General features: G+C 66.8%; 25 protein-coding genes and 1 tRNA gene. 7 read left to right on the forward strand and 19 right to left on the reverse strand.

What is annotated here, in order from left to right; all coding sequences use genetic code 11:
- Window positions 1-49: 49 nt before the first annotated feature.
- The 7 genes from C4S70_RS10195 to C4S70_RS10225 form a co-directional block, all read right to left on the reverse strand.
- Window positions 50-1,315, reverse strand: coding sequence for a glutamate-5-semialdehyde dehydrogenase (locus tag C4S70_RS10195; protein ID WP_104008001.1), 1,266 nt, complete (start codon window positions 1,313-1,315; stop codon window positions 50-52).
- 79 nt (window positions 1,316-1,394) lie between these two features.
- Window positions 1,395-2,501, reverse strand: coding sequence for a glutamate 5-kinase (gene proB, locus C4S70_RS10200; protein ID WP_104008002.1), 1,107 nt, complete (start codon window positions 2,499-2,501; stop codon window positions 1,395-1,397).
- Complete coding sequence (gene obgE, locus C4S70_RS10205; RefSeq protein WP_104008003.1) at window positions 2,489-3,523, reverse strand: GTPase ObgE; 1,035 nt, start codon at window positions 3,521-3,523, stop codon at window positions 2,489-2,491. Before obgE ends, proB begins: the two co-directional genes overlap by 13 nt.
- Before the next feature lie 36 nt (window positions 3,524-3,559).
- Entirely contained in the window at window positions 3,560-4,096 is a 537-nt protein-coding gene (locus tag C4S70_RS10210) for a GNAT family N-acetyltransferase (protein WP_104008004.1), read from the reverse strand.
- A 175-nt stretch (window positions 4,097-4,271) separates the two neighbouring features.
- Window positions 4,272-4,541, reverse strand: coding sequence for a 50S ribosomal protein L27 (gene rpmA / locus C4S70_RS10215; protein WP_104008005.1), 270 nt, complete (start codon window positions 4,539-4,541; stop codon window positions 4,272-4,274).
- Between the two features lie 11 nt (window positions 4,542-4,552).
- Complete coding sequence (locus C4S70_RS10220) at window positions 4,553-5,146, reverse strand: 50S ribosomal protein L21 (protein ID WP_104008006.1); 594 nt, start codon at window positions 5,144-5,146, stop codon at window positions 4,553-4,555.
- 197 nt (window positions 5,147-5,343) lie between these two features.
- The gene (locus tag C4S70_RS10225; protein ID WP_104008007.1) at window positions 5,344-6,216 is read right to left on the reverse strand and encodes a DUF2059 domain-containing protein; all 873 of its coding nucleotides are present in this window, start codon (window positions 6,214-6,216) and stop codon (window positions 5,344-5,346) included.
- 116 nt (window positions 6,217-6,332) lie between these two features.
- Here C4S70_RS10225 and C4S70_RS10230 point away from each other — a divergent pair.
- A tRNA-Ser gene (locus tag C4S70_RS10230) sits at window positions 6,333-6,422 on the forward strand.
- 250 nt (window positions 6,423-6,672) lie between these two features.
- On the opposite strand, the gene C4S70_RS10235 is transcribed toward C4S70_RS10230, so the two are convergent.
- On the reverse strand, window positions 6,673-7,212 hold the full coding sequence (locus C4S70_RS10235) for a peptidoglycan-binding domain-containing protein (RefSeq protein WP_104008008.1): 540 nt from the start codon (window positions 7,210-7,212) through the stop codon (window positions 6,673-6,675).
- Between the two features lie 34 nt (window positions 7,213-7,246).
- Window positions 7,247-7,639 (reverse strand): OB-fold nucleic acid binding domain-containing protein, encoded by a 393-nt coding sequence (locus C4S70_RS10240; RefSeq protein WP_104008082.1) that lies wholly within the window; start codon window positions 7,637-7,639, stop codon window positions 7,247-7,249.
- Window positions 7,640-7,765: 126 nt separating this feature from the next.
- Here C4S70_RS10240 and C4S70_RS10245 point away from each other — a divergent pair, with 126 nt between their 5' ends.
- Window positions 7,766-8,089, forward strand: a complete 324-nt coding sequence (locus C4S70_RS10245) for a 2Fe-2S iron-sulfur cluster-binding protein (RefSeq protein ID WP_104008009.1) — start codon at window positions 7,766-7,768, stop codon at window positions 8,087-8,089.
- Window positions 8,089-8,817, forward strand: a complete 729-nt coding sequence (locus tag C4S70_RS10250; protein WP_235003788.1) for a VCBS repeat-containing protein — start codon at window positions 8,089-8,091, stop codon at window positions 8,815-8,817. The genes C4S70_RS10245 and C4S70_RS10250 overlap by 1 nt, the downstream gene beginning before the upstream one ends.
- 123 nt (window positions 8,818-8,940) lie before the next feature.
- Here C4S70_RS10250 and C4S70_RS10255 read toward each other — a convergent pair whose 3' ends face one another.
- The 4 genes from C4S70_RS10255 to yajC form a co-directional block, all read right to left on the reverse strand.
- Window positions 8,941-9,294: an Mth938-like domain-containing protein gene (locus C4S70_RS10255; RefSeq protein WP_104008010.1), complete on the reverse strand. Its 354-nt coding sequence runs from the start codon at window positions 9,292-9,294 to the stop codon at window positions 8,941-8,943.
- Between the two features lie 109 nt (window positions 9,295-9,403).
- Window positions 9,404-10,372, reverse strand: coding sequence for a protein translocase subunit SecF (secF, locus tag C4S70_RS10260; protein ID WP_104008011.1), 969 nt, complete (start codon window positions 10,370-10,372; stop codon window positions 9,404-9,406).
- Window position 10,373: 1 nt separating this feature from the next.
- On the reverse strand, window positions 10,374-12,038 hold the full coding sequence (gene secD / locus C4S70_RS10265; RefSeq protein WP_104008012.1) for a protein translocase subunit SecD: 1,665 nt from the start codon (window positions 12,036-12,038) through the stop codon (window positions 10,374-10,376).
- A gap of 30 nt (window positions 12,039-12,068) precedes the next feature.
- Window positions 12,069-12,356, reverse strand: coding sequence for a preprotein translocase subunit YajC (gene yajC / locus C4S70_RS10270; protein ID WP_104008013.1), 288 nt, complete (start codon window positions 12,354-12,356; stop codon window positions 12,069-12,071).
- Between the two features lie 300 nt (window positions 12,357-12,656).
- Here yajC and serS point away from each other — a divergent pair, with 300 nt between their 5' ends.
- Complete coding sequence (gene serS, locus C4S70_RS10275) at window positions 12,657-13,949, forward strand: serine--tRNA ligase (RefSeq protein ID WP_104008014.1); 1,293 nt, start codon at window positions 12,657-12,659, stop codon at window positions 13,947-13,949.
- 33 nt (window positions 13,950-13,982) lie between these two features.
- Here serS and C4S70_RS10280 read toward each other — a convergent pair whose 3' ends face one another.
- The 3 genes from C4S70_RS10280 to C4S70_RS10290 form a co-directional block, all read right to left on the reverse strand.
- Window positions 13,983-14,582: a helix-hairpin-helix domain-containing protein gene (locus C4S70_RS10280; protein ID WP_160114866.1), complete on the reverse strand. Its 600-nt coding sequence runs from the start codon at window positions 14,580-14,582 to the stop codon at window positions 13,983-13,985.
- Between the two features lie 17 nt (window positions 14,583-14,599).
- Window positions 14,600-15,586, reverse strand: a complete 987-nt coding sequence (locus C4S70_RS10285; RefSeq protein ID WP_104008016.1) for a fatty acid desaturase — start codon at window positions 15,584-15,586, stop codon at window positions 14,600-14,602.
- Between the two features lie 105 nt (window positions 15,587-15,691).
- A complete protein-coding gene (locus tag C4S70_RS10290; protein ID WP_104008017.1) occupies window positions 15,692-16,105 on the reverse strand; it encodes a Fur family transcriptional regulator in 414 nt (137 codons plus the stop codon).
- 455 nt (window positions 16,106-16,560) lie between these two features.
- Between C4S70_RS10290 and C4S70_RS10295 the strand changes: the two genes are divergently transcribed.
- On the forward strand, window positions 16,561-17,808 hold the full coding sequence (locus tag C4S70_RS10295) for a DEAD/DEAH box helicase (RefSeq protein WP_235003789.1): 1,248 nt from the start codon (window positions 16,561-16,563) through the stop codon (window positions 17,806-17,808).
- A 7-nt stretch (window positions 17,809-17,815) separates the two neighbouring features.
- Here the strand turns inward: C4S70_RS10295 and C4S70_RS10300 are convergent, their stop codons facing one another.
- Window positions 17,816-18,523 (reverse strand): endonuclease/exonuclease/phosphatase family protein, encoded by a 708-nt coding sequence (locus C4S70_RS10300; protein ID WP_104008019.1) that lies wholly within the window; start codon window positions 18,521-18,523, stop codon window positions 17,816-17,818.
- A gap of 115 nt (window positions 18,524-18,638) precedes the next feature.
- Entirely contained in the window at window positions 18,639-20,057 is a 1,419-nt protein-coding gene (locus tag C4S70_RS10305) for a protein adenylyltransferase SelO (RefSeq protein ID WP_104008020.1), read from the reverse strand.
- 136 nt (window positions 20,058-20,193) lie between these two features.
- Between C4S70_RS10305 and C4S70_RS10310 the strand changes: the two genes are divergently transcribed.
- Both C4S70_RS10310 and C4S70_RS10315 read left to right on the forward strand, forming a co-directional pair.
- Entirely contained in the window at window positions 20,194-22,014 is a 1,821-nt protein-coding gene (locus tag C4S70_RS10310; protein WP_104008021.1) for a M3 family oligoendopeptidase, read from the forward strand.
- A 7-nt stretch (window positions 22,015-22,021) separates the two neighbouring features.
- Window positions 22,022-22,261, forward strand: coding sequence for a hypothetical protein (locus C4S70_RS10315; protein WP_104008022.1), 240 nt, complete (start codon window positions 22,022-22,024; stop codon window positions 22,259-22,261).
- Between the two features lie 202 nt (window positions 22,262-22,463).
- Here C4S70_RS10315 and glyS read toward each other — a convergent pair whose 3' ends face one another.
- Window positions 22,464-24,710: a glycine--tRNA ligase subunit beta gene (gene glyS / locus C4S70_RS10320; protein ID WP_104008023.1), complete on the reverse strand. Its 2,247-nt coding sequence runs from the start codon at window positions 24,708-24,710 to the stop codon at window positions 22,464-22,466.
- Window positions 24,711-24,763: the final 53 nt, after the last annotated feature.

Below are 24,763 nucleotides of genomic sequence, written 5' to 3' on the forward strand. Positions count from 1 at the left end.
TCGGATCGCGCCAGCGATCCGAAACCAACGCTCTCTCCGTCCGGCTCCTCTAGCCGCGCACCGAGCCGTCGCCCTGCACCAGATATTTGAAGCTGGTCAGCTGAGCGGCCCCAACCGGGCCGCGCGCATGCATCTTGCCGGTGGCAATACCGATTTCCGCCCCCATGCCGAACTCGCCCCCATCGGCAAACTGGGTCGAGGCATTCTGCATCAGGATCGCGCTGTCCAGCCGCTCGAAGAACCGGTTCGCGGCCGCGGGATCCTCGGTGATGATGCAGTCGGTATGGGACGAACCAAAGCGCCGGATATGCGCAATGGCCTCGTCAATGTCCTTCACGGGCTTGGCGGCGATGATCATGTCCAGGTATTCCCGCCCCCAATCGTCCTCGGTGGCCGGAACGGTGTCCTCGATCCGCTGCAGTTCACCCGCCGCGCGGACCTCGACGCCGGCCTCGATCAGGGCGCTGATCACGTCGCGGCCGATCGTGTCCGCAACCTCTTCGTGGATCAGCAGGCATTCGGCCGCGCCACAGATGCCGGGGCGCCGCGTCTTGGCATTCAGCACGACGCGCAGAGCCTTTTCCGCATCCGCCGCCTTATCGATGTAGACGTGAACGATGCCCTCGAGATGGGCAAAGACCGGCACCCGCGCCTCGCGCTGCACCAGTCCGACAAGCCCCTTGCCCCCGCGCGGCACGATCACGTCGATGTAATCGGTCATGGTCAGCATCTCGCTCACCGCCGCGCGGTCGCGGGTCGGCACCAGCTGGATCGCGTCCTCGGGAAGGCCCGCCGCCTGCAGCCCCTCGACCAGACAGGCGTGGATCGCCGTCGAGGAATGGAAGCTCTCAGACCCGCCGCGCAGAATCACCGCATTGCCCGATTTCAGGCACAGCGCCCCGGCATCGGCCGTGACGTTGGGACGGCTTTCGTAGATCACGCCGACCACGCCCAGGGGCGTGCGCACGCGCCGGATATGCAGCCCCGACGGCATGTCCCATTCGGCGATCACCTCACCCACCGGGTCGGCCTGCCCGGCCACCGCGCGCAGTCCCTCCACAATGCCCTGAATGCGGGATTCGTCCAGCATGAGGCGATCCATCATCGCCGGGCTCAGCCCCTTGTCCCGGCCATAGGCCATGTCCTTTTCGTTCGCCGCGATGATCTCGGCGCGCCGGTTCCAGACCGCGTCTGCGGCCGCCAGCAGCGCCTTTTCCTTGGTTTCGGCACCGGCGAAGGCAAGGGTCTGGGCGGCGGCCCTGGCGCGACGGCCGATGTCCTGCATCAGGGCGGGGATGTTGTCGAGGTCTTTCATGTCAGTCGTCCTTCCTGCAGCGCGGCACCCGGCCGAAAGGGCGGGATTTGGGTATTTGTAACCAGAAAGAAGCAGCGAGTCAGAGTGCCATATCGTCCCGGTGGATCAAGACCGCACGGCCTGGATAGCCGAGGATGGTCTCGATTTCCGACGATTTGCGGCCGCGGATGGCGTCGGCCTCGGCCGAGGTGTAGCGGCTGAGGCCCTGGCCCAGCTTGCGCCCGTCCGGCGCGAGGATCGCCACCGGATCGCCGCGGCCGAACTCGCCATCCACGCCCGTGATGCCGGCGGGCAGCAGGCTCTTGCCGTTGGCAAGCGCCCGGGCCGCGCCCGCGTCCACGGTGATGTCGCCGCGCGGCTTCATCGCGGCGATCCAGCGTTTGCGCGCGGCGCGCGGGTCGATCTGCGCCGGAAACAGGGTGGATGACGCGCCGTTTTCAAGTGCTTTCAGCGGGTTCAACGGCGACCCTTGCGCAATGACCATGGCGCAGCCGCCGGCAGTGGCGACCTGCGCTGCCATCAGCTTGGTCTTCATGCCGCCCTTGGACAGGCCGGATCCGGCATCCCCCGCCATCGCCTCGATCTCGGGCGTGATGCGCTCGATCACGTCGAACCGGCGCGCCTGCGGATCCGTGGCGGGGTTGCCGGAGTAGAAGCCGTCCACGTCCGACAGCAGAACCAGCAGGTCGGCACCGACCGTCACCGCCACCTGTGCGGCCAGCCGGTCGTTGTCGCCATAGCGGATCTCGTCGGTTGCAATCGTGTCATTCTCGTTCACGATCGGCACCACGCCCAACCCGATCAGTGTGGCCAGCGTCGCGCGCGAGTTGAGATAGCGGCGCCGGTCGGCAGTGTCCTCCAGCGTCACCAGCACCTGCGCGGCGGTGATGCCGTGGGGCGCGAGCGCATCTTCGTAGGCGCGCGCCAGGCGGATCTGGCCCACCGCGGCGGCGGCCTGCGCCTGCTCCAGCGCCAGTTCCGCGCCGCCCAGTCCCAGAACGCCGCGTCCCAGCGCGATGGAGCCCGAAGACACCAGAACCACGTCGGCCCCGCGCGCCTTGAGCGACGCCACGTCGTCGGCCAGCGATTTCAGCCAGTTCCCGCGCAGCCGCCCGGTGTCCCGGTCCACCAGAAGCGCCGAGCCGATCTTGACGACGATGCGCTTCGCGTCGCTCAGGGGTGCCAAGGCGCGGTCTCCTTGGCGGGCTTGTGGCGCAGGCGATCCTCGTCGATCTGCGCACGCAGGGCGCGCAGCACCTCGGTGACGCCCGTGCGGCTCACGCCCGACATGGTCAGCACCGGGCCGCCGCTGACGCGTTGCAGTTCGGCCCGCGCGTCGGCAAGACGATCGTCGTCCAGCGCGTCCACTTTGTTCAGCACCGTCACCCGCGGCTTGGCGGCAAGATGCCCGCCATAGGCTTCGAGTTCGTGGATGATCGTGCGGTAATCCTCGCCGACGGCAGCAGAGGTGCCGTCCACGAGGTGCAGGAGCACCGCGCAACGTTCCACATGGCCGAGAAAGCGGTCGCCGATCCCCCTGCCCTCGTGCGCGCCCTCGATCAGGCCGGGGATGTCGGCCACGACGAATTCCACCCCGTCCACGCCGACGACGCCCAGATTGGGGTGCAGCGTGGTGAAGGGGTAATCGGCAATCTTGGGCCGGGCGTTCGACGTCGCCGCCAGAAAGGTGGACTTGCCCGCATTCGGCAACCCAAGAAGCCCCACATCCGCGATCAGCTTGAGCCTCAGCCACAGCGTGCGTTCGACCCCCGGCTGGCCGGGATTGGCCCGGCGCGGCGCCTGGTTGGTCGAGGTCTTGAAATGCAGGTTGCCCCACCCGCCATTTCCGCCGCGGGCAAGCTCGACCCGTTCGCCGACCCGGGTCAGGTCGGCGATCACGGTTTCCTGATCCTCGTCGAGAATCTCGGTGCCCACCGGCACGCGCAGAACGATGTCCTCGCCATCCTTGCCTGTGCGCTGCTTGCCCATGCCGGGGCGGCCGTTCTCGGCAAAGAAATGCTGTTGATAGCGAAAGTCGATCAGCGTGTTCAGCCCTTCGACCGCCTCGGCCCAGACCGAACCGCCCTTGCCGCCGTCGCCGCCGTCGGGGCCACCATATTCGATATACTTTTCCCGCCGGAAGCTGACGCAGCCGGCACCGCCGGACCCGGACCGGATATGGACCCTTGCAAGATCAAGAAATTTCATGGGTCACCCCTATCGCACAGGCCCGGCGGACCTCAATCACAGTTTCTTGCTGTAGGTCCAGGTCGGCACCGTGGCGCCGCGCGCCACCGAGTAGCTCTCGGCATCGCCCAGATATTCAAAGCCGCACCGCGTCAGCACCCGCGCCGAGGCCGGGTTGTCCTGGAACACGCTGGCGAACATCGTGTCATTGCCCAGCGGATTGGCGGCGACCAGCGCCTCGACCGCCTGGCTGGCCACGCCGGTATTCCAGAAGATCGGCGCCACCCAATAGGACACCTCGGCCTGGTTCCGGTCCAGCCGGCGCAGCGAGATGATGCCCTTGAGCTCCGGCCCGCCCGAGCGGGTGCCGTCCATCGCCCACACGTCTTCGTCCCGGCTCTCGGAGAGGGCGCGCGCGATGAAGGCCTCGATCGCGCCCGGCGGCAGCGGGTGCGGAATCGAGGTGGTCATGCGCGCCACGCGTTCGTCGCCTGCGTAATGTTCGATCAGCCCCTGATCCGACCGGCGCAGCGGCCGCAGGTCGAACTGTTCGGTTTCCACCACGGGCTGGTTGATGATCGCATCCATTTTCATGTTGCGTGTCCCTCCTCCGAACACTTCCTCGTGTGCGGGCAAACCCTGCTCTTCTCCTCAACCTCAGGTATTCACGCGCCTTGACTGGATCAACGGTTGATGTCGGAAAACTGAAGAGGGGACCGGCCGGTTCGCCGATCCCCCCAGAATTGTCCTCAACCTACGGGTTTACGGCTTACTCGGCGGCCTCCGCTACCGGAAGGACCGAAATGAAGGTGCGGCCCTTGAGTCCCTTGTGGAACTTCACGGCGCCCTCGGCGGTTGCAAAGATGGTGTGATCCTTGCCCATGCCCACGCCCTGGCCCGGCCAGAACTTGGTGCCGCGCTGACGCACGATGATGTTGCCCGGAATGGCCGTCTGGCCACCGTAGAGCTTGACGCCAAGGCGGCGACCGGCAGAGTCGCGACCGTTACGGGACGAACCGCCTGCTTTCTTGTGTGCCATGTCTGTTCTCCTTAGCCCTTGGCCAGCTCTTTGGCCTGCTCAACCCATTCGGGCTTGATCTTGATCGCGTCGATAGCAGCAATATCGTCTTCGGACAAGGCAGCGATCTGCGCAAAGGTGGTCAGGCCGGCATCGTTCAGCTTCCTGGCGGCGGCGGGGCCGACGCCGGTCAGCTTGGTCAGGTCGTCACCGGCGGCCTCGGCGGTGGCTTTCGCCGGCGCGGCCTTCTTCGGCGCGGCGGCGGGAACCGAACCGGCACCCACGGCGGCCTTGACGCCGGTCTTGTCGGCGCCCGAGGTCAGGATCTCGGTGATCTTGACCAGCGTCAGCTTCTGGCGGTGGCCCTTGGTGCGCTTGGAGCTGTGCTTGCGGCGGCGGCGAACGAAATGGATGACCTTTTCGCCCTTGATCTGGTCGATCACCTCGGCCTGAACGGCCGCGCCGTCCACCAGCGGAGAGCCCACCACCGGGGCGTCGCCCCCGAGCATCAGAACTTCGTTGAACTGGATCTTTTCTCCGGCGTCGGCCGCCAGCTTTTCGACGCGCAGCACGTCGCCCGGCTGAACCTTGTATTGCTTGCCGCCGGTCTTGAGGACAGCGAACATGTCCTTTTCCTTCTCTTCTCCCGCGTCCTTCGGCCCCCGGTTCCCCGGGCGTTTCGGCTGATGCCGCCTCGAACAGCGCGCCCTTTGAGGGCGTCATGACTACGAATCCCGGCGCGATGGATCCGGCCGGGATGCGGGCTTTTGGCAGGATCGGCCGCACCTGTCAAGCCCGTCGAATCAAGCCCGCCGACGGCCCCTCAGATGTCCTGTCCAGGCTGCAGGGTCGCCATGCGCGTCGCCAACGCCTCGAACCGGTTGGCCATGATTTCGTATTGCACCGCATTCAGCAGCGCATAGACCCGCTGCATGGCGGGATCTTCCAGCGCCTCGGCATAGGCTTCCAGATCGGCGTCGCTGAAATCCCGATAGGTATAGGCCGCACCGGCCAGCGCGCTTTCCTGCAAAGCCGTGCGCAGGCGCGGCTCATCCCGCAGCAGCATCGCGCGCAGCTCGTCGGGATCGACCTTGAGATCGATCACCCCCGCCGCGCTGGCCGCCAGCATAAAACGATACTGGATCTCCTGGATCGCCCGGACGCTGCTGCCCGTGCTGTCGATGGCCTTGTTCATCCGTTTGAGCAGTTCCAGCCGGCCGCTGCCGGTCCTGACCATCTCGGCCACGAGCCGGCGGCCCTCTTCCTGCTTGGCCTCGTCGTCCTCGATCATGTGAGAGTCATTTTCGGCCGCGACGAGGCGCTGGCCAAGATCCGAGGCGTAGAACTCCACCGCATGGGCCAGATCATCGGGGTCGAGCGTCTTTTCGAGGATATCCAGCGCCATGCCACGCATCCTGGCTGTGTCGAACACCTCTTTCGTCAGCCGCGTCCACTCCGAGCCGAACGCGCCCGCGTCGATGCCCAGCAACCGGGGCGCGTCGCCCGCGCTGAGCGCGATGCTGTCCAACGCCACGTCGAAACCGGTGGTCTTGAGAAAGGCCTCGATACGCGCGCGGTCCGCGGCGCGGCTCGCGGCCGGGAGGAACAGGGCGGCGGCCAGAAGGGCCATCGCCAGGGCGCGAATCGCGGCCACGGCGGCAAGGCGGAGCGGGGTCGTCGAAATGGCTGTAGTCATGGGCGGAATGTAGGACAAAGCCGGCGCGGCGCAAAGCAGAAGAATGCCGGGGAGGCGACGGGTCAATTGGGGGTTGTCACGGGGCGAAAACCCGATTATGTGCCCATCAGCCCCGCGGAGAGGTGCCGGAGTGGTCGAACGGGGCGGTCTCGAAAACCGTTGTCCCTTCACGGGGACCCAGGGTTCGAATCCCTGTCTCTCCGCCATACCATCCCGACCTGACCTGCGACCCTGATCGACGATCCACTCGCTGTGGGCGACGAGATCTGCGAAGACGCGATGCGCGCGAAGAGCGCCGCGCATGGGTATTTGGGACCAGAAAGAAGCAGGATCGGGTTGCCGGAAATGCCCGCGGCACGCGGACGGTCGGCGAGAGCTGTTCCGAGCCGTGCGTGCTGCCCCCGAAAGGGTACCGGCAGAAGTGGAGGCGGATCGGATGCGGCTTGCTGGCGCAACCTATCCTTTCGACAGATCGACCGCTGCCAGCCCCAGTTCGCGGGCCGTGGCCAGGGACAGGATGCCCGAGTCCAGCCCCCTGGGCTCTTGATAGCGGCGAATGGCGGCGCGGGTGCGGGCGTCCATTTCGGCGGTGATCGGGCCGTGATAAAGCCCCCGCACCGCCAGCGCGCGCTGGACCGAAGCAATGAATTGCGGCGTCAGGGTATCCGGGCACGGTGTCTCGAACCAGGCCTCCTTGCGCTCGCGCACGATCTTCTGGGTGGTTTCCGTGCGGTAGCTGGCCGGGCGGATGACCGCGCCATCCGGGGCCAATTCCGCGGGACGCGCCAGAACCTGTTCGGTCACCGTCTCGATCACGGCCGGGGTCACATGGCGCCCCCAGCAGGTGCCGGGGCGCGCGCCGGGCGGGGCGGCCTGCGCGCTGCGGGTGATTGGCGGTTCTCCGACCAGCGCGCCCTCGATCCGATCCACCTGCCCGGCACAGGCCGACAGGACGGCCAGCGTCAGCGCGACGGGAAACCATTTGGGCAGGATCATGCTCGGGCCTCTGTCTCGGGCGTTTTGCGGCAGATTACTCCAAACCGACCCGTGGCGCAAAGTCCGGCGGCGGCGCCAGCAGGAGATCCAGCATGGACGAGATGTCCTCGATCCGTTCGGCGATCACATGGGTCACCGAATGTGCCCGCTGCAACCGCCCCGTCACCCGCAGAAGCCGCCCCGCGATCACCGCCCGGCGAAAGCGTTCGTAGACCTTGCGCCAGACGATCACGTTGACCACGCCGGTTTCGTCCTCGAGCGTGACGAAGATCACCCCCTTGGCGGTGCCGGGGCGCTGGCGAAGGATCACCAGCCCCGCCACCGCGACCCGCGCGCCGTCGGGCGGGTCGTCCAGCCGTGCCGCGGGCAGACAGGCGGGCGGGCGCGGCCAGTCGGAGGGCGGATGTGGGACGGGGCGTGAAGGCATTAGAACATTATGAGAACATATCGCCTTGATGTCCAGCACCGCCGCGCCCATGTCGCAAATGGGTCTGGCACCCGGACCGGGGCTTGACTAGATATTTGCGCGAAACACCGAAGGGGACCCGCGAAGATGGCAAAGATTACCTATGTCGAGCATGACGGCACCGAGCACACGGTCGAAGTCGCCAACGGCCTGACCGTGATGGAGGGCGCGCGCGACAACAACATTCCCGGCATCGAGGCCGATTGCGGCGGCGCCTGCGCCTGCTCGACCTGCCATGTCTATGTTCATCCCGACTGGGTGGCCAAGCTGCCGCCCAAGGAAGACATGGAAGAGGACATGCTGGATTTCGCGTGGGAGCCCGATCCGGTGCGGTCGCGTTTGACCTGCCAGATCAAGGTCACCGACGAACTGGACGGCCTGATCGTGCAGATGCCCGAAAAGCAGATCTGATGCGGCGCGCGCTGGCGGCCGCCCTGGCCCTGGCGGTTGCCGGACAGGCCGATGCCGGCGCGCGGATCGTCGCCGCGGAATACGCCGAGCCCACGACGCGCCATGCCCATGGCGTGCTGGGCGATGATGTGGAATGGGGCGCGCTGCGGCTGACGGTCATGGACAGCGCCGGCGCGACCCGCGCGATTCTGTTGCGCCTCCCCCGGAGGCGCGTGTTCGAGGACATCGCGCCGCGCGTCGTCACGCTGGCCGGCCGCGACGCGCCGCTGGCAATGGTGGTCGAAAGCGACGCGGGCCTGGGCGCGCGGCTGGCGCTGTATGACGCGGCGGGTCTGGTCGCGGCCACGCCGTTCATAGGGCAGGCCCATCGCTGGCTGGCGCCGGTCGGCGCGGCGGATCTGGACGGCGACGGCCGGACCGAGATCGCCTATGTCGATCGTCCGCACCTGGCGCGGATCCTGCGCATCTGGCGTTTCGAGGATGGCCGGTTGCGCGAAATCGCCTCGGCGGCGGGGTTCAGCAATCACCGGATCGGCGAGGCGTTCATCTCGGGTGGGCTGCGCGACTGTGGCGAGGGACCCGAGATCGTCACGGCGGATGCGGAGTGGAAGCGGGTTCTTGTCGCGCGCCTGCGCAACGGGCGGATCGAACGCCGGGATTCCGGAGCCCTTGACAGCCCGGCGCGCATCAATGCGGTCATGGCGTGCCGGGCACGCCTCGACCCGTGAGGCTCGCACGTTGCCCCGCATGTTGCCCCGTATCGAGCGAGGGGGCGCTGCCCCCTCGCGCTCCCCCGGGGTATTTCCGACCAGAAAGAAGCAGCACCGCGGGGTGTCCCCGGGTGCCGGTGGTCAGACCGGGATCACGGCGAGGGCGACGCGGCGGCCTTCTGCCAGGAGCACGTTGTAGGTGCGGCAGGCCGCGGGCGAGTTCATCGTCTCCACCCCGATGCCGGCATTTTCCAGCTCGGCGCGCAGGTCGGCGGGCAGGTGGGCGATCTCGGCACCGGTGCCGATGAAAAGCACGTCGATTTCGCCCACCATGTCAAGAAGGGCCCGCCGATCGTTGAGTCCGCCCCAGGGCCTGGTGCCGGAGGGGCTGGCGATCATCGCGCCCTGGTGGATGCGGCCGCCGATGCGGAAGAACCCCGCACCATATCCGTCGATCGGTTCGGCATCGGTATAGACGACTTCGTTGATGCGCATGGTACGCGCCTCCTTGCCTGCCGATTCAGCGGCGCCCACGCCGCGGGTGTCGTGTCAAGACATAGGCCGGGTACGGCCCCGAGGCAAACCACAGGGGCCGATCCGTTCATCAGGCATCCACGTTGGCGAACTGGTTGCCGGCAGTGTTCGAGGGCTTGGACCAGTCGCGCTTGACCCCCAGCCACAGCAGGATCGCAGAGGCCACGAAGATCGACGAATAGGTGCCGACGATCACGCCCCAGATCATCGCGAAGACGAAGCCGCGGATGACGTCGCCGCCGAGTAAATAGAGCGACACGAGCGCGATCAGCGTGGTGACCGAGGTCATCAGGGTCCGCGACAGGGTTTCGTTGATCGAGAGGTTCAGCACTTCTTTCAGCGGCTTCTGCTTGTATTTCCGCAGGTTTTCGCGCACCCGGTCGAACACCACCACGGTGTCGTTCAGCGAATAGCCGACGATGGTCAGAAGGGCGGCGATGATGGCGAGGTCGAACTTCAGCTGGATTTCCGAGAAGATGCCGATGGTCAGCGTTACGTCATGCACCAGCGCCAGCACCGCGCCCACCGCGAACTGCCATTCAAAACGCAGCCAGATATAGACCAGCACGGCCGCGATCGACAGCAGCACCGCGATGATGGCGGTCTGGATCAACTCGCCCGACACTTTGGGGCCGACCGATTCCACCGACACGATGCGCAGGTCGGGTGAGACCGACTTGAGCGCCTTTTCGACCTTGCGTGTCAGGTCCGCCGTGGCGGCCTCTTCGCCTTCCTGCGCCTGGATTCGGATCATGGCGACGTTCTCGTCCGGCCCGAAGGTGGGGTCGAACACCTCGGAGATCACGATGTCGCCCAGCCCCAGCGGCGCAAGCGCGTCGCGATAGGCGCCCACGTCCACGGGTTGCGTGCTTTCGATGCGGATCGTGGTGCCGCCGCGGAAGTCGATGCCGTAGTTCAGCCCGCGCACCCCGAACGAGATCAGCGCCAGCACGATCATAAAGCCCGAGATGCCCAGCCAGAGTTTCCAGCGGCTGAAGAAATCGAACGAGGTCTGTTCGGGAACCAGTTTCAGTTTCATCTCATACCTCGATCGTCTTGGGGCGGCGGCGGTCGAACCACATCACGATCAGCAGCCGGGTCACATAGATGGCGGTAAAGACCGAAGTCACGATCCCCAGCCCGAGCGTGATGGCGAAGCCCCGCACAGGCCCCGACCCCATGGCGAACAGGATCACCGCGGTTATGAGCGTGGTGATGTTGGCGTCCAGAATGGCCGAGAGCGCCTTTTCATAGCCCAGTTCGATCGCCCGGGCAGGCCCCTTGGCGGTCCGCAACTCCTCGCGGATGCGTTCGTAGATCAGCACGTTGGCATCCACCGCCATGCCCACCGTCAGCACGATGCCGGCGATGCCCGGCAGGGTTAGCGTGGCGCCGATCAGGGAGAGAAGGCCGAAGATCAGGGCGATGTTCAGCGCCAGCGACACGTTGGCGAAGATGCCGAACAGGCCATAGCTGAGCACCATGAAGACCAGCACCGCGACAAAGGCGACCACGGTCGCGATCTTGCCCGCTTCGATGCTGTCCTGGCCCAGTTCCGGGCCGATCGTACGCTCTTCGAGGAAATTCAACCCTGCCGGCAGGGCGCCCGCCCGCAGGAGAACGGCCAGATTGGTGCTTTCCTCGATGGTGAAGCGACCGGTGATGATGCCGGACCCGCCGGGGATGTGCGACTGAATCACCGGGGCGCTGATCACTTCGTCATCCAGGACGATCGCGAAGGGGCTTCCGATATTGTCTCGGGTATAGTCGCCAAAGCGACGCGCGCCGGATGTGTCGAACCGGAAGGTAACCGCGGGCCGGCCGTTCTGATCGAAGGAAGGCTGGGCATCCACCAGATCCTCGCCGGTGACAACGGGGGCGGCCTGGATCACGTAATAGACGCCCTCTTCGTCCATCGCCGGCAGCACCTTCTGGCCGGCGCCGGCGCGGACATTGGGGTTGGTTGTGCGGCTCACCACCGGGTTGAAGGTCAGCCGCGCCGTGGTGCCGATGATTTCCTTCAGTTCGGCCGCGCTGCCGATGCCGGGCACCTGGATCAGGATCCGGTCGGTGCCCTGGCGCTGGATCGTGGGTTCGCGCGTGCCGACCTCGTCGATCCGGCGGCGGATGATTTCCAGCGCCTGGCGCACGGTGCGGTCGGTGACCGCCTGTTTCTCGGCCTCGGTCAGGGTGATGACCAGCGTATCGCCCTCGGCGCGCACATCGATGTCATTGGCGCCGGCGGCGGTGAGGCTCTGGACCGGACGGGCGAGTCCGCGGACCACCTGGATCGCGCGGTCCATGCCGTCGGGGTTGCCGATGCGGACCCGCAGTTCATCCGGCTTCTCGGACGGCAGCAGCCGGATCGTGCCGATCACGGCGCGTTCGGGGCGCAGGGCGTCGCGGACCTCGGGCCAGAAGGATTCCATCCGTGCCTCAAAGACGTCCGCGACGCGGACCTCGGCTAGAAGATGCGCGCCGCCGCGCAGGTCGAGGCCCAGATTCACCAGCCCCGACGGCAGCCATTCCGGCCACTGCGCGGCCCGGGCCCGCAACTCGGGACTGTCCTGGCCGACCTCGAGCGCGGCGCGGGCGTCATTGGCCTGTTCGACGCGGGTATAAAAGGCGTTCGGCAGCGCCAGCAGGATGCCGGCGGCGCAGATCAGCCAGATCAGCACCCGTTTCCAAAGATCGATCTGAAGCATCAGCCCGCCCCGTCACCGTTTGTCGTGGAGTTACTTTTCGGCCGGTTCGGTCTTTCTCAGAACCTGCGCGATGGTGTTCTTGACCACGCGAACCTTTACGCCATCGGCGATCTCGACCTCGATTTCGCCATCTTCCTTGACCTTGGACACCTTGCCGATGATCCCGCCCTGGGTGACCACCTGGTCGCCGCGGCGCAGGGATTCGACCATGGCCTGGTGCTCTTTCATCTTTTTCTGCTGAGGCCGGATCAGCAGGAAATACATGATCGCGAAGATCAGGATGAGCGGAATGAACTGGGCGATGGCGCCACCTTCCATGGGTCTGTCCTCTTGTTCGGAAGAGGCCCCGACGGGCCCCGAAAATTCTGCGCGAACCTATGCGCTGGGCCGTGGCTTTGCAAGGCGGGTTCTGGCGCTTTCGGAAACGCAGGGACAGGGGGCTGTCTGCCCCCTCTTGCCCCTGCGGGGCAATTCACCCCCGAGAGTATTTGCAGGCAAGATGAAGCGAAGGGGGCGTGAAGGGGGGCGTCGCGCCCGGCGCATCATGCCCCCTACCCCTCGCCCCGTGCTTGGGGCATAAGGCAGCGAAAGCCTGAGTCAAACCGACGGAACAGATCCATGCACGACATCCGCGCCATTCGCGAAAACCCCGACGCCTTCGACGCCGCCCTTGCCCGCCGGGGCGAGCCGCCCGTGGCCGCCGAACTGCTGGCGCTGGACGAGCGCCGCCGCGCCGCGATCACCGCTGCCGAAGAGGCGAAGGCCGCGCAGAACCGCGCCGCCAAGGCGATCGGCGCGGCCAAGGCCAAGGGGGACGAGGAAGAATTCGAGCGCCTGCGCGCCGAGGTGGCCGCGAAGAAGGACGAGGTTCAGAGGTTGCAGGCCGAGGCCAAGGCGCTGGACGCCGAGTTGCACGAAAGGATGCTGTGGATTCCCAACCTGCCCGCCGAGGACGTGCCCGACGGCGCGGACGAGTCGGACAACGTGGAAATCCACCGCTGGGGTGAGCCGCGCAGCTTCGATTTCCAGCCGCTGGAGCATTTCGAGATCGAGGGCGTAAAGCCGGGGATGGATTTCGAGACGGCGGCGAAACTTTCGGGCGCGCGGTTCGTTCTGCTGAGCGGAGCGGTTGCGCGGATCCACCGGGCGCTGGCGCAGTTCATGCTGGACACGCATATCCAGGAAAACGGCCTGACCGAGGTCAACGGTCCGGTTCTGGTGCTGCCCGAGATCATGGAGGGCACCGGCCAGCTGCCGAAATTTGCCGAGGACAGCTATCGCACCACCGACGACTGGTGGCTGATCCCGACATCGGAGGTGACGCTGACCAATATCGTGCGCGATCACATCATCGAGGAAAGCTATCTGCCGCGCCGTTATACCGCGCATAGCCTGTGCTTCCGCTCCGAAGCCGGCAGCGCGGGCAAGGACACGCGAGGCATGCTGCGCCAGCATCAGTTCGAGAAGGTCGAGATGGTGTCGATCACCCGTCCCGACGAGAGCGACGCCGAGCAGAAGCGGATGCTGCGCTGTGCCGAGGGGATCCTCGAGACGCTGGGCATTCCCTACCGCACGGTGGTTCTGTGCACAGGCGACATGGGGTTCGGCGCCCGCCGCACCTATGACATCGAGGCCTGGCTGCCGGGGCAGAACACCTATCGCGAAATTTCGAGCGTTTCGACCTGCGGCGATTTCCAGGCGCGGCGGATGAATGCGCGGTTCCGCCCCGCAGGCGGGGGCAAGCCCGAATTCGTTCACACGCTGAACGGGTCGGGGCTGGCCGTGGGGCGCTGTCTGATCGCGGTGCTGGAGAACGGGCAGAACGCCGATGGTTCGGTCACGCTGCCCGAGGCGCTGGTGCCATACATGGGCGGCAAGCGCACGCTGACCGCGGAGGGTGAGCTGATGTGATCCGCGGCGGGCGGCTCGACCGCCTGCCCCGCATCACTTTTTCTTCTTTTTCTTCTTGGCCTTGGCGGCCTTTTCCGCCTTGAGGGCCTGCGCGAGTTTGCGGGCCTTTTTCCGGGCCTTTTTCTTTGCTCTCTCGAATTCGGCAGCCAGGGCGGCGGCGCGTTCGGCGGCCTTGCGGGCCTTTTCCTGGGCGCGGGCCAGCTTGCGCGCGCGCGCCTCTTCCTCTTCGTGGCGGCGGCGGGCCTTTTCTTCCGCTTTTCGCGCCTTGCGCACAGCCCTGTCCTCTTCCCCGGCAGCCGGGAGCGCCCCGGCTGTTGCGGGTTCGGGCGGGAGCGCCTTGGCGGGCGGTTCCGCCGCGAGCATCCCGGTCGGGACGTTTCGGTCCTTGGGCAACGCCTTGGGTGCAGCTTCGGATTTCGGCAGGGCCGCGGGCGGATCCTCGGCCGGGAGCGCCTGCACCAGCGCCTGCGCCGCCGCGATGAGACGCGTCGCCCGCCGCGCGCCGACGCCGCGGATCATCTGAATGTCGTCCGGGCGCGCATCCGCGACCGCGCGGGCATCGCGATAGCCATGCGCCTCGAGCGCCCTGGCCAGCGCCGGACCGACGCCCTGTATTCTTTTCAGCTCGGCCATGAAACCTCCTCTTGCCATCATGCGGCGGCCACCCGGCGCGGACGGCGGTCCCGTTTCGGAAAGGGCACCAGGCGGCCGGCCTCTTCGTCCCACAGCTTGAGGTTCAGCGCACGGACGGCCTCGATGAACCCGATTCGGCGCGGGGCGAATTCGGGAGGCAGTGAATAGTGGCACTTGCGCAACCGATAGCTGGGGATGCGGGCGTTGCAATGGTGAATGTCGTGCAGGGTGATGCAGGCCACCGCCGTGTCGAACCACCAGCCGAAATCCAGCGCCGACGATCCCTGAAGCGCGGCGACCTGCGGGTCCAGGTCGGGGCGCCGGTTCCAGTAGGTGTCTTCGAAATTGTGTTGAAGATAGACCAGAAAGACGCCGATCATGCCGCCCAGCAGGCTGGCCGCGAAATAGATGCCCAGCCCCTGCCAGCCCGAAAGCCCCCACAGCAGCGAGACCCAGACCGCGATCGCGGCATTGTGGAACAGCACCGGCACCACGCCGAACCGTGTTGTGTTCTTGGGCCAGCGGTAACGGATGAAATAGGTGAAGAACGCCCCCACCGGGATCAGGATGAAGGGGTTGCGGTAGAGCCGGTAGAACAACCGCTCCCAAAACCCCGCGGCGTTCCATTCGGCGACGGTCATCGTGTGGATCTCTCCGGTTTCGCGATGGGCCAGATTGCCGACATTGGCGTGATGCAGGTTGTGGTTCTGCTTCATCACCTCGAAGGGCGCAAAGGTAAAGGGCGACAGCACATGGCCGGCGATTTCATTCTGCGCGCGCGTTTCGAACAGCGAATGGTGCCCGCAATCATGTTGCAGCACGTATAGACGCACCGCCGAAAAGGCATGCACGACCATTGCCGGGATCAGCACATACCAGCGATCCGCCTGCGTGATGGCCAGGTAGAGCGAAGCGAAATAGACCGCGAAGGTGGTGCCCAGGCTCAACCCCGCCAGGCGGTTGTCCCTTTCGGTAAAGCTTCGGGTATGGGCGCGCAGATCCATCACTCACCGGAACACGATTTTCAACAATGCGCCAACAGGATAGCGGCAAAACGCAATACGGCAACCCGTGACCGGCAAAACCGGCCCGCACACGGGGGACAAAGGCTATTTGTCGCGCCGTTTGATCCCGTAGAGTTCCAGCCGGTGACCGCGCAGTTCGTATCCCAGTTTGGCGGCGATTCGCTCCTGCAACGCCTCGATCTCGGGATCGACGAATTCGATCACCTCGCCGGTGACAAGGTCGATCAGGTGGTCGTGGTGGTCGCGATCGGCATCCTCGTAACGCGCCCGGCCATCGCCGAATTCCAGCCGTTCCAGAATGCCGGCCTCTTCGAACAGCTTCACCGTGCGATAGACCGTGGCGATGGAGATGCCCGGATCGACCCGGCTGGCGCGGGCATGGAGTTCCTCGACATCGGGGTGATCGTCACTTTGTTCCAGCACGGTCGCGATGGTGCGCCGCTGGCCGGTCATGCGCAGGCCGCGGGCCTCGCAGCGGGCGATGATCGTCTTGGACATCAGCTTTCCCCGGATGTGAGTTCTGGCCCGGTTTTATCGCGGCGCGCGGGGCTCTGCCACCGGCTTTTCGTCACGCGTGACGTTCCGCCCCCCGGGCTCGCCCCGCCCGCCCTTGCCCGCCGTTCCGCGGGCCGGACCTTCCGCACCGTCATCGGAAGTTTTCCCGGCAAGCGGTTGACTTTCCGCGCCGCGACCGTCATGTGCAGGGTCAGGCACCGTCTTCTGCCGCGTGAGCAGTCGATCGCGGGATCATCCCGCCTGGCCCCGAACGGGGACGCAAACAGGACGGTCGCCCATTCCATCCCGACATCACGCGTGGGACGACGGCGCAAGCCGGCCCGCATCTGGCATTCGGCCAGCGGACCCGAGGCGATGCGTCCCCCGAAGACGCCGCGCGGATGCGGCGCGCACCGGCCTGTCATCGGGACACCCGGACAGGTTCGAAAGGACAGAAATTGAACGACTTCCAATCCATGGGCCTGCCGGCCCGACTGCTCGAGCGGCTTCACGCCATGGGCTTCGACGCCCCGACCCCGATTCAGGCCCGGGCGATTCCGCACGGGATTGCGGGGCGCGACGTGCTGGGGCTGGCGCAGACCGGCACCGGAAAGACCGCCGCCTTCGGCCTGCCGCTGGTGGCGCAGATGATGGATCACGGCCGCAAACCCGCCCCCCGCACGGTGCATGGCCTCGTGCTGGCGCCGACACGGGAACTGGCCGGACAGATCGCCGGCACCCTGCGCGATCTGACGGACGGCTCGCGCCTGAAGATCGCCGTGGTCGTCGGCGGCCAGTCGATCGGCGCCCAGATCCGACGGCTGGAGCGCGGCATCGACATCCTGGTGGCGACGCCGGGGCGGCTGATCGACCTGCTCGACCGCGGCGCGCTGACGCTGGATGCGGCGCGGTTTCTGGTGCTGGACGAGGCCGACCAGATGCTGGACATGGGCTTCATCCACGCGCTGCGCCGGATCGTGCCGCTGTTGCCGGCGGAACGCCAGACCATGCTGTTTTCGGCGACGATGGCCAAACAGATGAACGAGATCGCGCAAAGCTATCTGACCGATCCGGTGCGCATCGAGGTCACGCCCCCGGGCCGCGCCGCCGACCGCATCGCCCAGTCGGTGCATTTCGTCGAAAAATCGGCCAAGACGGGGAAGCTGATCGAGCTTCTGGACGAACACCGCGACGATCGCGCGCTGGTCTTCGGACGGACCAAGCACGGCTCGGAAAAGCTGATGAAGGTGCTGGACAAGGCCGGGTTCGCCACCGCCTCGATCCACGGCAACAAGAGCCAAGGCCAGCGCGACCGGGCGATCGCCGCCTTCAAGTCGGGCAAGGTCAAGGTGCTGGTCGCCACCGACGTGGCCGCGCGGGGGCTGGACATTCCGGACGTGAAACACGTCTACAACTACGACCTGCCCAATGTGCCGGACTCTTACGTCCACCGGATCGGCCGCACCGCGCGGGCCGGCAAGGACGGAGCGGCGGTGGCCTTCTGTTCGCCCGACGAGATGGGCGAGCTGAAGGCGATCCAGAAGGTGCTGGGCATGGCGATCCCGGTGGCATCGGGCGAACCGTTTGCGCCGCTGGACGAAGCCGAGACGCCAAAGCGCCGTGGCCGGAACCGGCCGGCGCGCAAGGGCGCGGCCCCGTCGGACGGCCAGCGCCGTCGGCGGCGCGCGCGGCGCAAGGCCGCCTGAGCGGCGCTCAGGCCGGGGCCGGCAGGATGTCGGCCCAGATCGGCAGGTGGTCCGAGGCGATATGCGCCGGCCGCGCGTCATGCACGCCAAAGGCCCGGACCGCCAGCCCTTCGCTGTGCGCGATCCGGTCCAGCGCCCCCACCGGCCGGGGCGAGGGATAGCTGGGCCGGGGCGGCAGAAACCGCATCTTCGGCGCCAGCCGGTCCAGCGGGGCGTTGTTGGACCATTCGTTGAAGTCGCCGGCCCAGACCATCGGCAGGGGCCGCAGCCGTTTCAATTCCTGCCACAGATGGGTGACCTGCGCCTGCCGCGACTGCGGCAGCAGGCCCAGATGCACGCCCACGACCCGCACCAGGCCGATCGGCGTGTCGAACTCGACCCGGACCGCGCCGCGCGGCTCGAACCCCGGCAGGGAAATGTGCCCCTTGCCGATCTCGGCCAGGTCGTCGCCGCGCCAGATTACCGCGTTGCCGTGCCAGCCCAGCGACCCCGCTCCGCCCAGATCGACCACATTCCAGCCGGCTTCTTCCAGCACGAAATGCGGCAGCGCCGCGGGACGCGGCGGCAGGCGCTTGTCGGCCTCTTGCAGCACGACGATATCGGCCCTGATCCCCTCCAGCACCTGCAGGATGCGCCGGGGCTGTCGGCGCAGGTCGAGGCCGACGCATTTCTGGATGTTGTAGCTGGCAATGCGCAGACGGGGAAAGGGACTCATCGGTGCGAAACGCCTGAATTCTGTCCCCTTCTTTGTGGGGATCGCGGCTGGGAATGACAAGGGCAGGACCGGCGCGGCGCCCGGTGCAGAGCGCCGTTGCCCAAAATTCAGGCAGTCATGTGCCGCAGAAGGTGGCCTGCACCACCTCGTCCGGCGCGGGCGGGCGTTGCAGGTCGGCGTGATCGGGCTGATCCTCGAAGGGCCGCGCGAGCACTTCGTTCAGCCGGTGAAAGGGACCGTAATCGCCCGCCACCGCCGCCTCGATCATCTGCTCGATCCGGTGATTGCGCGGGATGAAGGCAGGGTTGGCCGCCTTGATCCCGGCGTGCGGATCAGGCTCTCCGGCCAGGCGCCCCCGCCAGCGGGCTTCCCATTCGTCGAAAGCCCTCGGATCGGTGAACCAGTCCCGCGCAGCCGGCGTGCCCAGCGCGCGGAACGTGTTGGTGAAATCCGCCCCCTGCGCCGCCATCCGCTCCAGCAGGTCCGCGATCAGGTCCGCATCGCCGTCGCGCGCCGTGGTCAGCCCGATCTTGCGGCGGAACAGGGCGAGCCATTCCTCCTCGATCCGCGCGGGCGTGGCGTGGACGATCTCCGTGGCCTCTTCGGCGGCCGCCTCGCGGTTGTCCATCTGCTGGATCAGCGCGGTGGCGAACTGCGCCATGTTCCAGACCACGATCCCCGGCTGGTTGCCATAGGCATAGCGCCCGCCGTGGTCGATGGAACTGAAGACCCGGCCCGGGTGATAGTCGTCCATGAAGGCGCAGGGGCCATAGTCGATGGTCTCGCCCGAGATCGCGCAATTGTCGGTGTTCATCACCCCGTGGATGAAACCCACCCCCATCCACAGCGCGACCAGCCGCGCCTGCGCGTCGCACACCGCGCGCAACAGGCCCATCGGTCCCTCCGCATCCGGGTAGTGCCGGGCGATGGCATAGTCGGTCAGCCGCTTCAGGTTGTCGATGTCACCGCGCGCGGCAAAGACCTGGAACGTCCCGACCCGCAGGTGGCTGGCCGCGACCCGCGTCAGCACCGCGCCCGGCAGGGGGCGCTCGCGGATCACCTCCTCGCCCGTCTCCACCGCTGCCAGCGCCCGCGTGGTGGGGATGCCCAGCACCGCCATCGCCTCGGAGACGACATATTCGCGCAGCACAGGCCCCAGCCAGGCCCGCCCGTCGCCGCCCCGCGACCAGGGCGTGCGGCCCGAACCCTTGAGCTGGATGTCGCGGCGCAGCCCGTCCGTGCCCACGACTTCGCCCAGCAGGATCGCGCGACCGTCGCCCAGCTGGGGGTTGTAGCGGCCGAACTGGTGCCCGGAATAGAGCTGGGCCAGCGGCTCGGCGCCCTCGGGCAGGGCATTGCCCGCAAAGATCTGCGCCATCTCGGTCAGATCGCCGGGCGAGACGCGCAGGATCCGCGCGAGGTCATCGTTGAAGGCGATCAGGCGCGGCGCGCGCACCGGCTGCGGCGCCTGCCGGGCATAGAAGGCTTCGGGCAGGCGGGCATAGGTGTTGTCAAAGGGGATGCGGATCGTCATGCCCGAAAGATATGCGCCAGATGCAGAAATTCCACAAGCGCCCGCGCTGCCGGGCGGGGACGTGCCCCCGGATCGCTTGTGATCGGGGGCCGGGCCGCTTAAGTCTGGCGCAACCGCAATTTCGAGAGGTCACCCGATGCTCCAACTCCGCTTTCCCGTCCGCGATGCCGCTACCGAAGCCGGGGCCAGAGAACTTGGCGATCTGCCGGTCTGGAAACTCGACGATCTCTACAAGGGCGAGGACGACCCGAAGCTGGCCGAGGATCTGGACTGGCTGGAGAAGGCCTGCGCCGATTTCGCCGCCGATTACGAAGGCAAGCTGGCTGATCTGGACGCCCAAGGCCTGCTGCGCTGCATCCACCGACAGGAGGACATCAACCGGGTCGCGGGGCGGATCATGTCCTTTGCGGGGCTGCGCTATTACCAGCTGACCACGGATGCGGGCCGAGCCAAGTTCCTGTCCGACTGCCAGGAAAAGATCACGAATTTCACGACGCCGCTGGTGTTCTTCGATCTGGAGCTGAACCGGATCGACGGCGCGGTGCTGAAGGCGCATATGCAGACCAGCCCCGAACTGGCCCGCTATCGCGCCATGTTCGACCGGATCCGCGCGATGAAGCCCTATCAGCTGAGCGACGAACTGGAGCGGTTCCTGCACGATCTGGGCGCGGTGGGGGACGCCTGGCAGAAGCTGTTCGACGAAACCATCGCGGGGCTGGTGTTCAACGTGGATGGCGAAGAGCTGAACATCGAAGGCACGCTGAACCTGCTGACCGAGCAGGACCGCGCCAGGCGCGAGGCGGCGGCGCGGGAACTGGCGCGGGTGCTGGGCGAGAACGTCAAGATCTTTGCCCGCGTCCACAACACTCAGACCAAGGAAAAGGAAATCATCGACCGCTGGCGCAAGATGCCCAGCCCGCAGATGTCGCGCCATCTGGCCAATGACGTGGAGCCCGAGGTGGTCGAGGCGCTGCGTAGCGCGGTGGTCGCCGCCTACCCCCGCCTGAGCCACCGATATTACGAGTTGAAGCGCAAGTGGCTGGGGCTCGACCGGATGCAGATCTGGGACCGCAACGCGCCGCTGCCGATGGAGGACACCCGCACCGTGCCTTGGGAAGAGGCGCGGGAGACGGTGCTGGAGGCCTATGCCGCCTTCGACCCGCGAATGGCCGAGATCGCGCGGCCCTTCTTTGAAAGGGGCTGGATCGACGCGGGTGTGAAGCCGGGCAAGGCGCCGGGGGCCTTTGCCCACCCGACGGTGACGGATGCGCACCCTTACGTGATGCTGAACTATCTGGGCAAGCCGCGCGACGTGATGACGCTGGCGCACGAGCTGGGGCACGGGGTGCATCAGGTTCTGGCGGCGGAACAGGGCGAACTGCTGTCGTCAACCCCGCTGACGCTGGCCGAAACCGCGTCCGTTTTCGGCGAGATGCTGACATTCCGCGCGATGCTGGAGAAGGCCGGCGACCGGACCCAGCGCAAGGTTCTGCTGGCCGGCAAGGTCGAGGACATGATCAACACAGTGGTCCGTCAGATCGCGTTCTACGACTTCGAATGCAAGCTGCACGAGGCGCGGCGGGCGGGCGAGCTCACGCCCGAGGACATCGGCGCGTTGTGGATGAGCGTGCAGGCCGAGAGCCTTGGCCCCGCCTTCGACTTCATGGAAGGGTACGAGACTTTCTGGGCCTATATCCCGCATTTCGTCCACTCGCCCTTCTACGTCTATGCCTATGCCTTTGGCGACGGGCTGGTGAACGCGCTCTATTCGGTCTATGCCGAGGGCGATCCAGGCTTTCAGGACAAGTATTTCGAGATGCTGAAGGCGGGCGGATCCAAACACCACGGGGAGCTGCTGGCACCGTTCGGACTGGATGCGTCGGACCCGGCCTTCTGGGACAAGGGGCTGAGCATGATCGCGGGGTTCATCGACGAGCTCGAAGCGATGGAAGGCTGAACGGGCGATGGGCACGCCCTCTGCTTCGATCCGCGAGCGGTTCAAGGGGTTTCTGGAGCGGGTGCGTCGCCGGGTGCCGCCGGGGCTGCGGCTGGTGCTGGGGCTTTTGCTGATTCTGGGCGGGGTGCTGGGGTTCCTGCCGATTCTGGGTTTCTGGATGATCCCGCTGGGGATTGCCGTGGCGGCGCTGGATATCGAACTATGGCGCCGCTGGCGCCGGCGGCAGAAAAACGGGCGCAAGAGGTAACGCCGGATTTCGGATCGCTGGCGCGATCCGACCGATGCGAGGGGGCGCTGCCCCCTCGCGCTCCCCCGGGGTATTTCCAACCAGAAAGAAGCAGGGTGAGCTTTTTCGGCCAAGAGAAGCGAGGCCGCCATGGGGCTCCGCCCGCTCGCGCCTCGGACTGTCCCCCGGACCTCTCCGCCGGGCTGCGCCCCCGGACCGGCGCTCACCCCTCAATACGAGTGAGGTCGGCGACGGCGAGGCAGGTCTGGCGGATGTCGTGCAAAAGGTTCAGCCGGTTGCGGCGGATCACCGGGTTGTCGGTGTTGACCTGCACGTCTTCGAAAAAGGCGTCGATCGGTCCGCGCAGGGCGGCCATCGCGGCCATCGCGGCCGGGAAATCCTCGGCCTGCAGCGCACGCGCGATCTTCGCGTTCGCCTCTTCCAGCGCCGCGAACAGCGCCTTTTCGCTGTCGGTTTCGGCCAGCTTGAGATCGGCGCCGAAGGAGTATTCCACCCCGTCCCTTTCCTCGGCTTGGGTGAGGATGTTGTTGGCCCGCCGAAACCCCTGCAGCAGGTTCTCGCCGTCCTCCGTCCCCATCACCTCTTGGAGGGCGCGGGCGCGCTTGACCAGAAGCGCCAGATCGTCATTGCCCGGCATCGACAGGCAGGCGTCGATGATGTCGTGCCGGATGCCCTGGTCGCGCAGGAACACCTTGAGCCGGTCGTGGATGAAGGACAGCAGATTGTCCGACAGCCCCGGCACCCGGCGCTCGAGCCCGCGCAGGATGGATTCCTCGCTGTCCCCCGAGACCCGCTTGCCGCGGAGCCGCGCCATCACCGTCTCGAAGGCCGCGCCAAAGAAGCCGTGGCGAGCGATCTCGGCGACGATGTCCACCATCGCCTCGCGCTCTTCCTCTTCGGCCTCGTCGTGCAGGTGCTGCTTGTGCCGCATCAACTGGGCGTCGATGAACCGGCGCAAGGGCAGGCGCAGGTCGTTTTCCAGCACCAGCCGGATCACGCCCAGCGCGGCGCGGCGCAGGGCGAAGGGATCCTTGGAGCCCGTGGGCTTTTCGTCGATCGCCCAGAACCCGGTGAGCATGTCGAGCTTGTCGGCCAGCGCCACCGCCACCGATACGGGCGCCGTCGGCACCGCGTCCGAGGGGCCTTGGGGCGAATAATGTTCCTCGGCCGCCGCGGCCACCGCCGCATCCCGCCCCGCGGCCGCGATGTAGTAGCGGCCCATCGTGCCCTGGAGCTCGGGGAACTCATAGACCATCTCGGAGCTGAGATCGGCCTTGGCGAGTTCCGCCGCCTCCTGCGCGCGGTCCGCATCGGCGCCCACCGGGCCGGCAAGTTCCGCCGCCAGCGCCCTGATGCGCCGGATCCGGTCGCCCTGGCTGCCCAGCCGGTTGTGAAAGGTCACCTCGTCCAGCGACCGGACCCATTGCAGGATGTCCGTCTTCGCCACCCGCAGATCGTTTTCCCAGAAGAACTTGGCATCGGCCAGCCGAGCCGCCAGCACCCGCCGGTTGCCGGCAAGGATCGCCGCGCCGTGGTCGGCGGTTTCGCGGTTGGCCACCGTGACAAAACGTTCGATGCGGCCCGTCGCGGGGTTCCGGACCGAGAAGAATTTCTGGTGCTCCTTCATCGAGGTCTGCAGAACCTCGCCCGGCAGGTCGAGGAATTCCTCGCCGATCTCGCCCATCAGCGGAACCGGCCATTCCACCAGGCCGGCGACCTCGGCCAGCAGGCCCCTGTCCTCGACCACCTCGAGCCCCGAGGCAAAGGCCAGATGCGTGGCCTCGTTCCAGATCTGGTCGGCGCGCTCTTCGGCCGACAGGATCACGCGGGCCTGGCGCAGTTTGGCCACGTAGTCCTCGAAGGAAGACACGGTGATCGGCGCCGGCGCCATGAAGCGGTGGCCGCGCGTTTCGTTGCCGGCCCTGATGCCTTCGATTTCCATCGGCACCACCTGCGCGCCGGTTTCATCGGTCAGGATGCACAGGATCGAATGCAGCGGGCGCACCCAGCGCAAGCTCCCCGAACCCCAGCGCATCGCCTTGGGCCAAGGGAAGGAGCGGATCGTCGCCTCGAGCACCTCGGCCACGATTTCGGCCGCCGGGCGGCCGGGTTTCTCGATCTTGGCAAAGAACACCCTGCCCTTGGTCGTGTCGCGTTCCTCCAGCTGGTCGCGGGTCAGCCCGGCGCCGCGCAGGAAGCCCTCGATCGCCTTTTCGGGCGCGTCTACGCGGGGGCCCTTGCGTTCCTCGCGCACGGTAGGGGATTGCGCGGGCAGCCCCTCGACCGCCAGCGCCAGCCGGCGCGGGGTGGAAAAGGCCTGCGCGGCGGCATAGGTCAGCCCGGCCTCGACAAGACCGTCGGTGATCTTTCTTTTCAGATCCTCGGCGGCGCGGGTCTGCATCCGCGCGGGGATTTCCTCGGAAAACAGTTCGATCAGAAGGTCGGGCATCTCGTGCTCCTAAGCCTTTGCGGGCCGGCGGCGGGCGCCCCGGCGGTGTCGGT

The organism is Jhaorihella thermophila (assembly GCF_900108275.1).
Classification (GTDB): domain Bacteria; phylum Pseudomonadota; class Alphaproteobacteria; order Rhodobacterales; family Rhodobacteraceae; genus Jhaorihella; species Jhaorihella thermophila.

Bases quoted from the DNA above. Each gene is read 5' to 3' on its own strand.
- C4S70_RS10245 (WP_104008009.1), top strand. From the start codon at position 7,766: ATGGCAAAGATTACCTATGTCGAGCATGACGGCACCGAGCACACGGTC.
- C4S70_RS10310 (WP_104008021.1), top strand. From the start codon at position 20,194: ATGCTCCAACTCCGCTTTCCCGTCCGCGATGCCGCTACCGAAGCCGGG.
- C4S70_RS10220 (WP_104008006.1), bottom strand. From the start codon at position 5,146: ATGTTCGCTGTCCTCAAGACCGGCGGCAAGCAATACAAGGTTCAGCCG.
- secD (WP_104008012.1), bottom strand. From the start codon at position 12,038: ATGCTTCAGATCGATCTTTGGAAACGGGTGCTGATCTGGCTGATCTGC.
- C4S70_RS10315 (WP_104008022.1), top strand. From the start codon at position 22,022: ATGGGCACGCCCTCTGCTTCGATCCGCGAGCGGTTCAAGGGGTTTCTG.
- C4S70_RS10280 (WP_160114866.1), bottom strand. From the start codon at position 14,582: ATGGCCGAGCTGAAAAGAATACAGGGCGTCGGTCCGGCGCTGGCCAGG.
- C4S70_RS10305 (WP_104008020.1), bottom strand. From the start codon at position 20,057: ATGACGATCCGCATCCCCTTTGACAACACCTATGCCCGCCTGCCCGAA.
- obgE (WP_104008003.1), bottom strand. From the start codon at position 3,523: ATGAAATTTCTTGATCTTGCAAGGGTCCATATCCGGTCCGGGTCCGGC.
- C4S70_RS10250 (WP_235003788.1), top strand. From the start codon at position 8,089: ATGCGGCGCGCGCTGGCGGCCGCCCTGGCCCTGGCGGTTGCCGGACAG.
- glyS (WP_104008023.1), bottom strand. From the start codon at position 24,710: ATGCCCGACCTTCTGATCGAACTGTTTTCCGAGGAAATCCCCGCGCGG.
- C4S70_RS10300 (WP_104008019.1), bottom strand. From the start codon at position 18,523: ATGAGTCCCTTTCCCCGTCTGCGCATTGCCAGCTACAACATCCAGAAA.
- C4S70_RS10290 (WP_104008017.1), bottom strand. From the start codon at position 16,105: ATGTCCAAGACGATCATCGCCCGCTGCGAGGCCCGCGGCCTGCGCATG.
- C4S70_RS10285 (WP_104008016.1), bottom strand. From the start codon at position 15,586: ATGGATCTGCGCGCCCATACCCGAAGCTTTACCGAAAGGGACAACCGC.
- C4S70_RS10210 (WP_104008004.1), bottom strand. From the start codon at position 4,096: ATGAAAATGGATGCGATCATCAACCAGCCCGTGGTGGAAACCGAACAG.
- secF (WP_104008011.1), bottom strand. From the start codon at position 10,372: ATGAAACTGAAACTGGTTCCCGAACAGACCTCGTTCGATTTCTTCAGC.
- serS (WP_104008014.1), top strand. From the start codon at position 12,657: ATGCACGACATCCGCGCCATTCGCGAAAACCCCGACGCCTTCGACGCC.
- C4S70_RS10235 (WP_104008008.1), bottom strand. From the start codon at position 7,212: ATGATCCTGCCCAAATGGTTTCCCGTCGCGCTGACGCTGGCCGTCCTG.
- yajC (WP_104008013.1), bottom strand. From the start codon at position 12,356: ATGGAAGGTGGCGCCATCGCCCAGTTCATTCCGCTCATCCTGATCTTC.
- rpmA (WP_104008005.1), bottom strand. From the start codon at position 4,541: ATGGCACACAAGAAAGCAGGCGGTTCGTCCCGTAACGGTCGCGACTCT.
- C4S70_RS10240 (WP_104008082.1), bottom strand. From the start codon at position 7,639: ATGCCTTCACGCCCCGTCCCACATCCGCCCTCCGACTGGCCGCGCCCG.
- C4S70_RS10225 (WP_104008007.1), bottom strand. From the start codon at position 6,216: ATGACTACAGCCATTTCGACGACCCCGCTCCGCCTTGCCGCCGTGGCC.
- C4S70_RS10255 (WP_104008010.1), bottom strand. From the start codon at position 9,294: ATGCGCATCAACGAAGTCGTCTATACCGATGCCGAACCGATCGACGGA.
- C4S70_RS10195 (WP_104008001.1), bottom strand. From the start codon at position 1,315: ATGAAAGACCTCGACAACATCCCCGCCCTGATGCAGGACATCGGCCGT.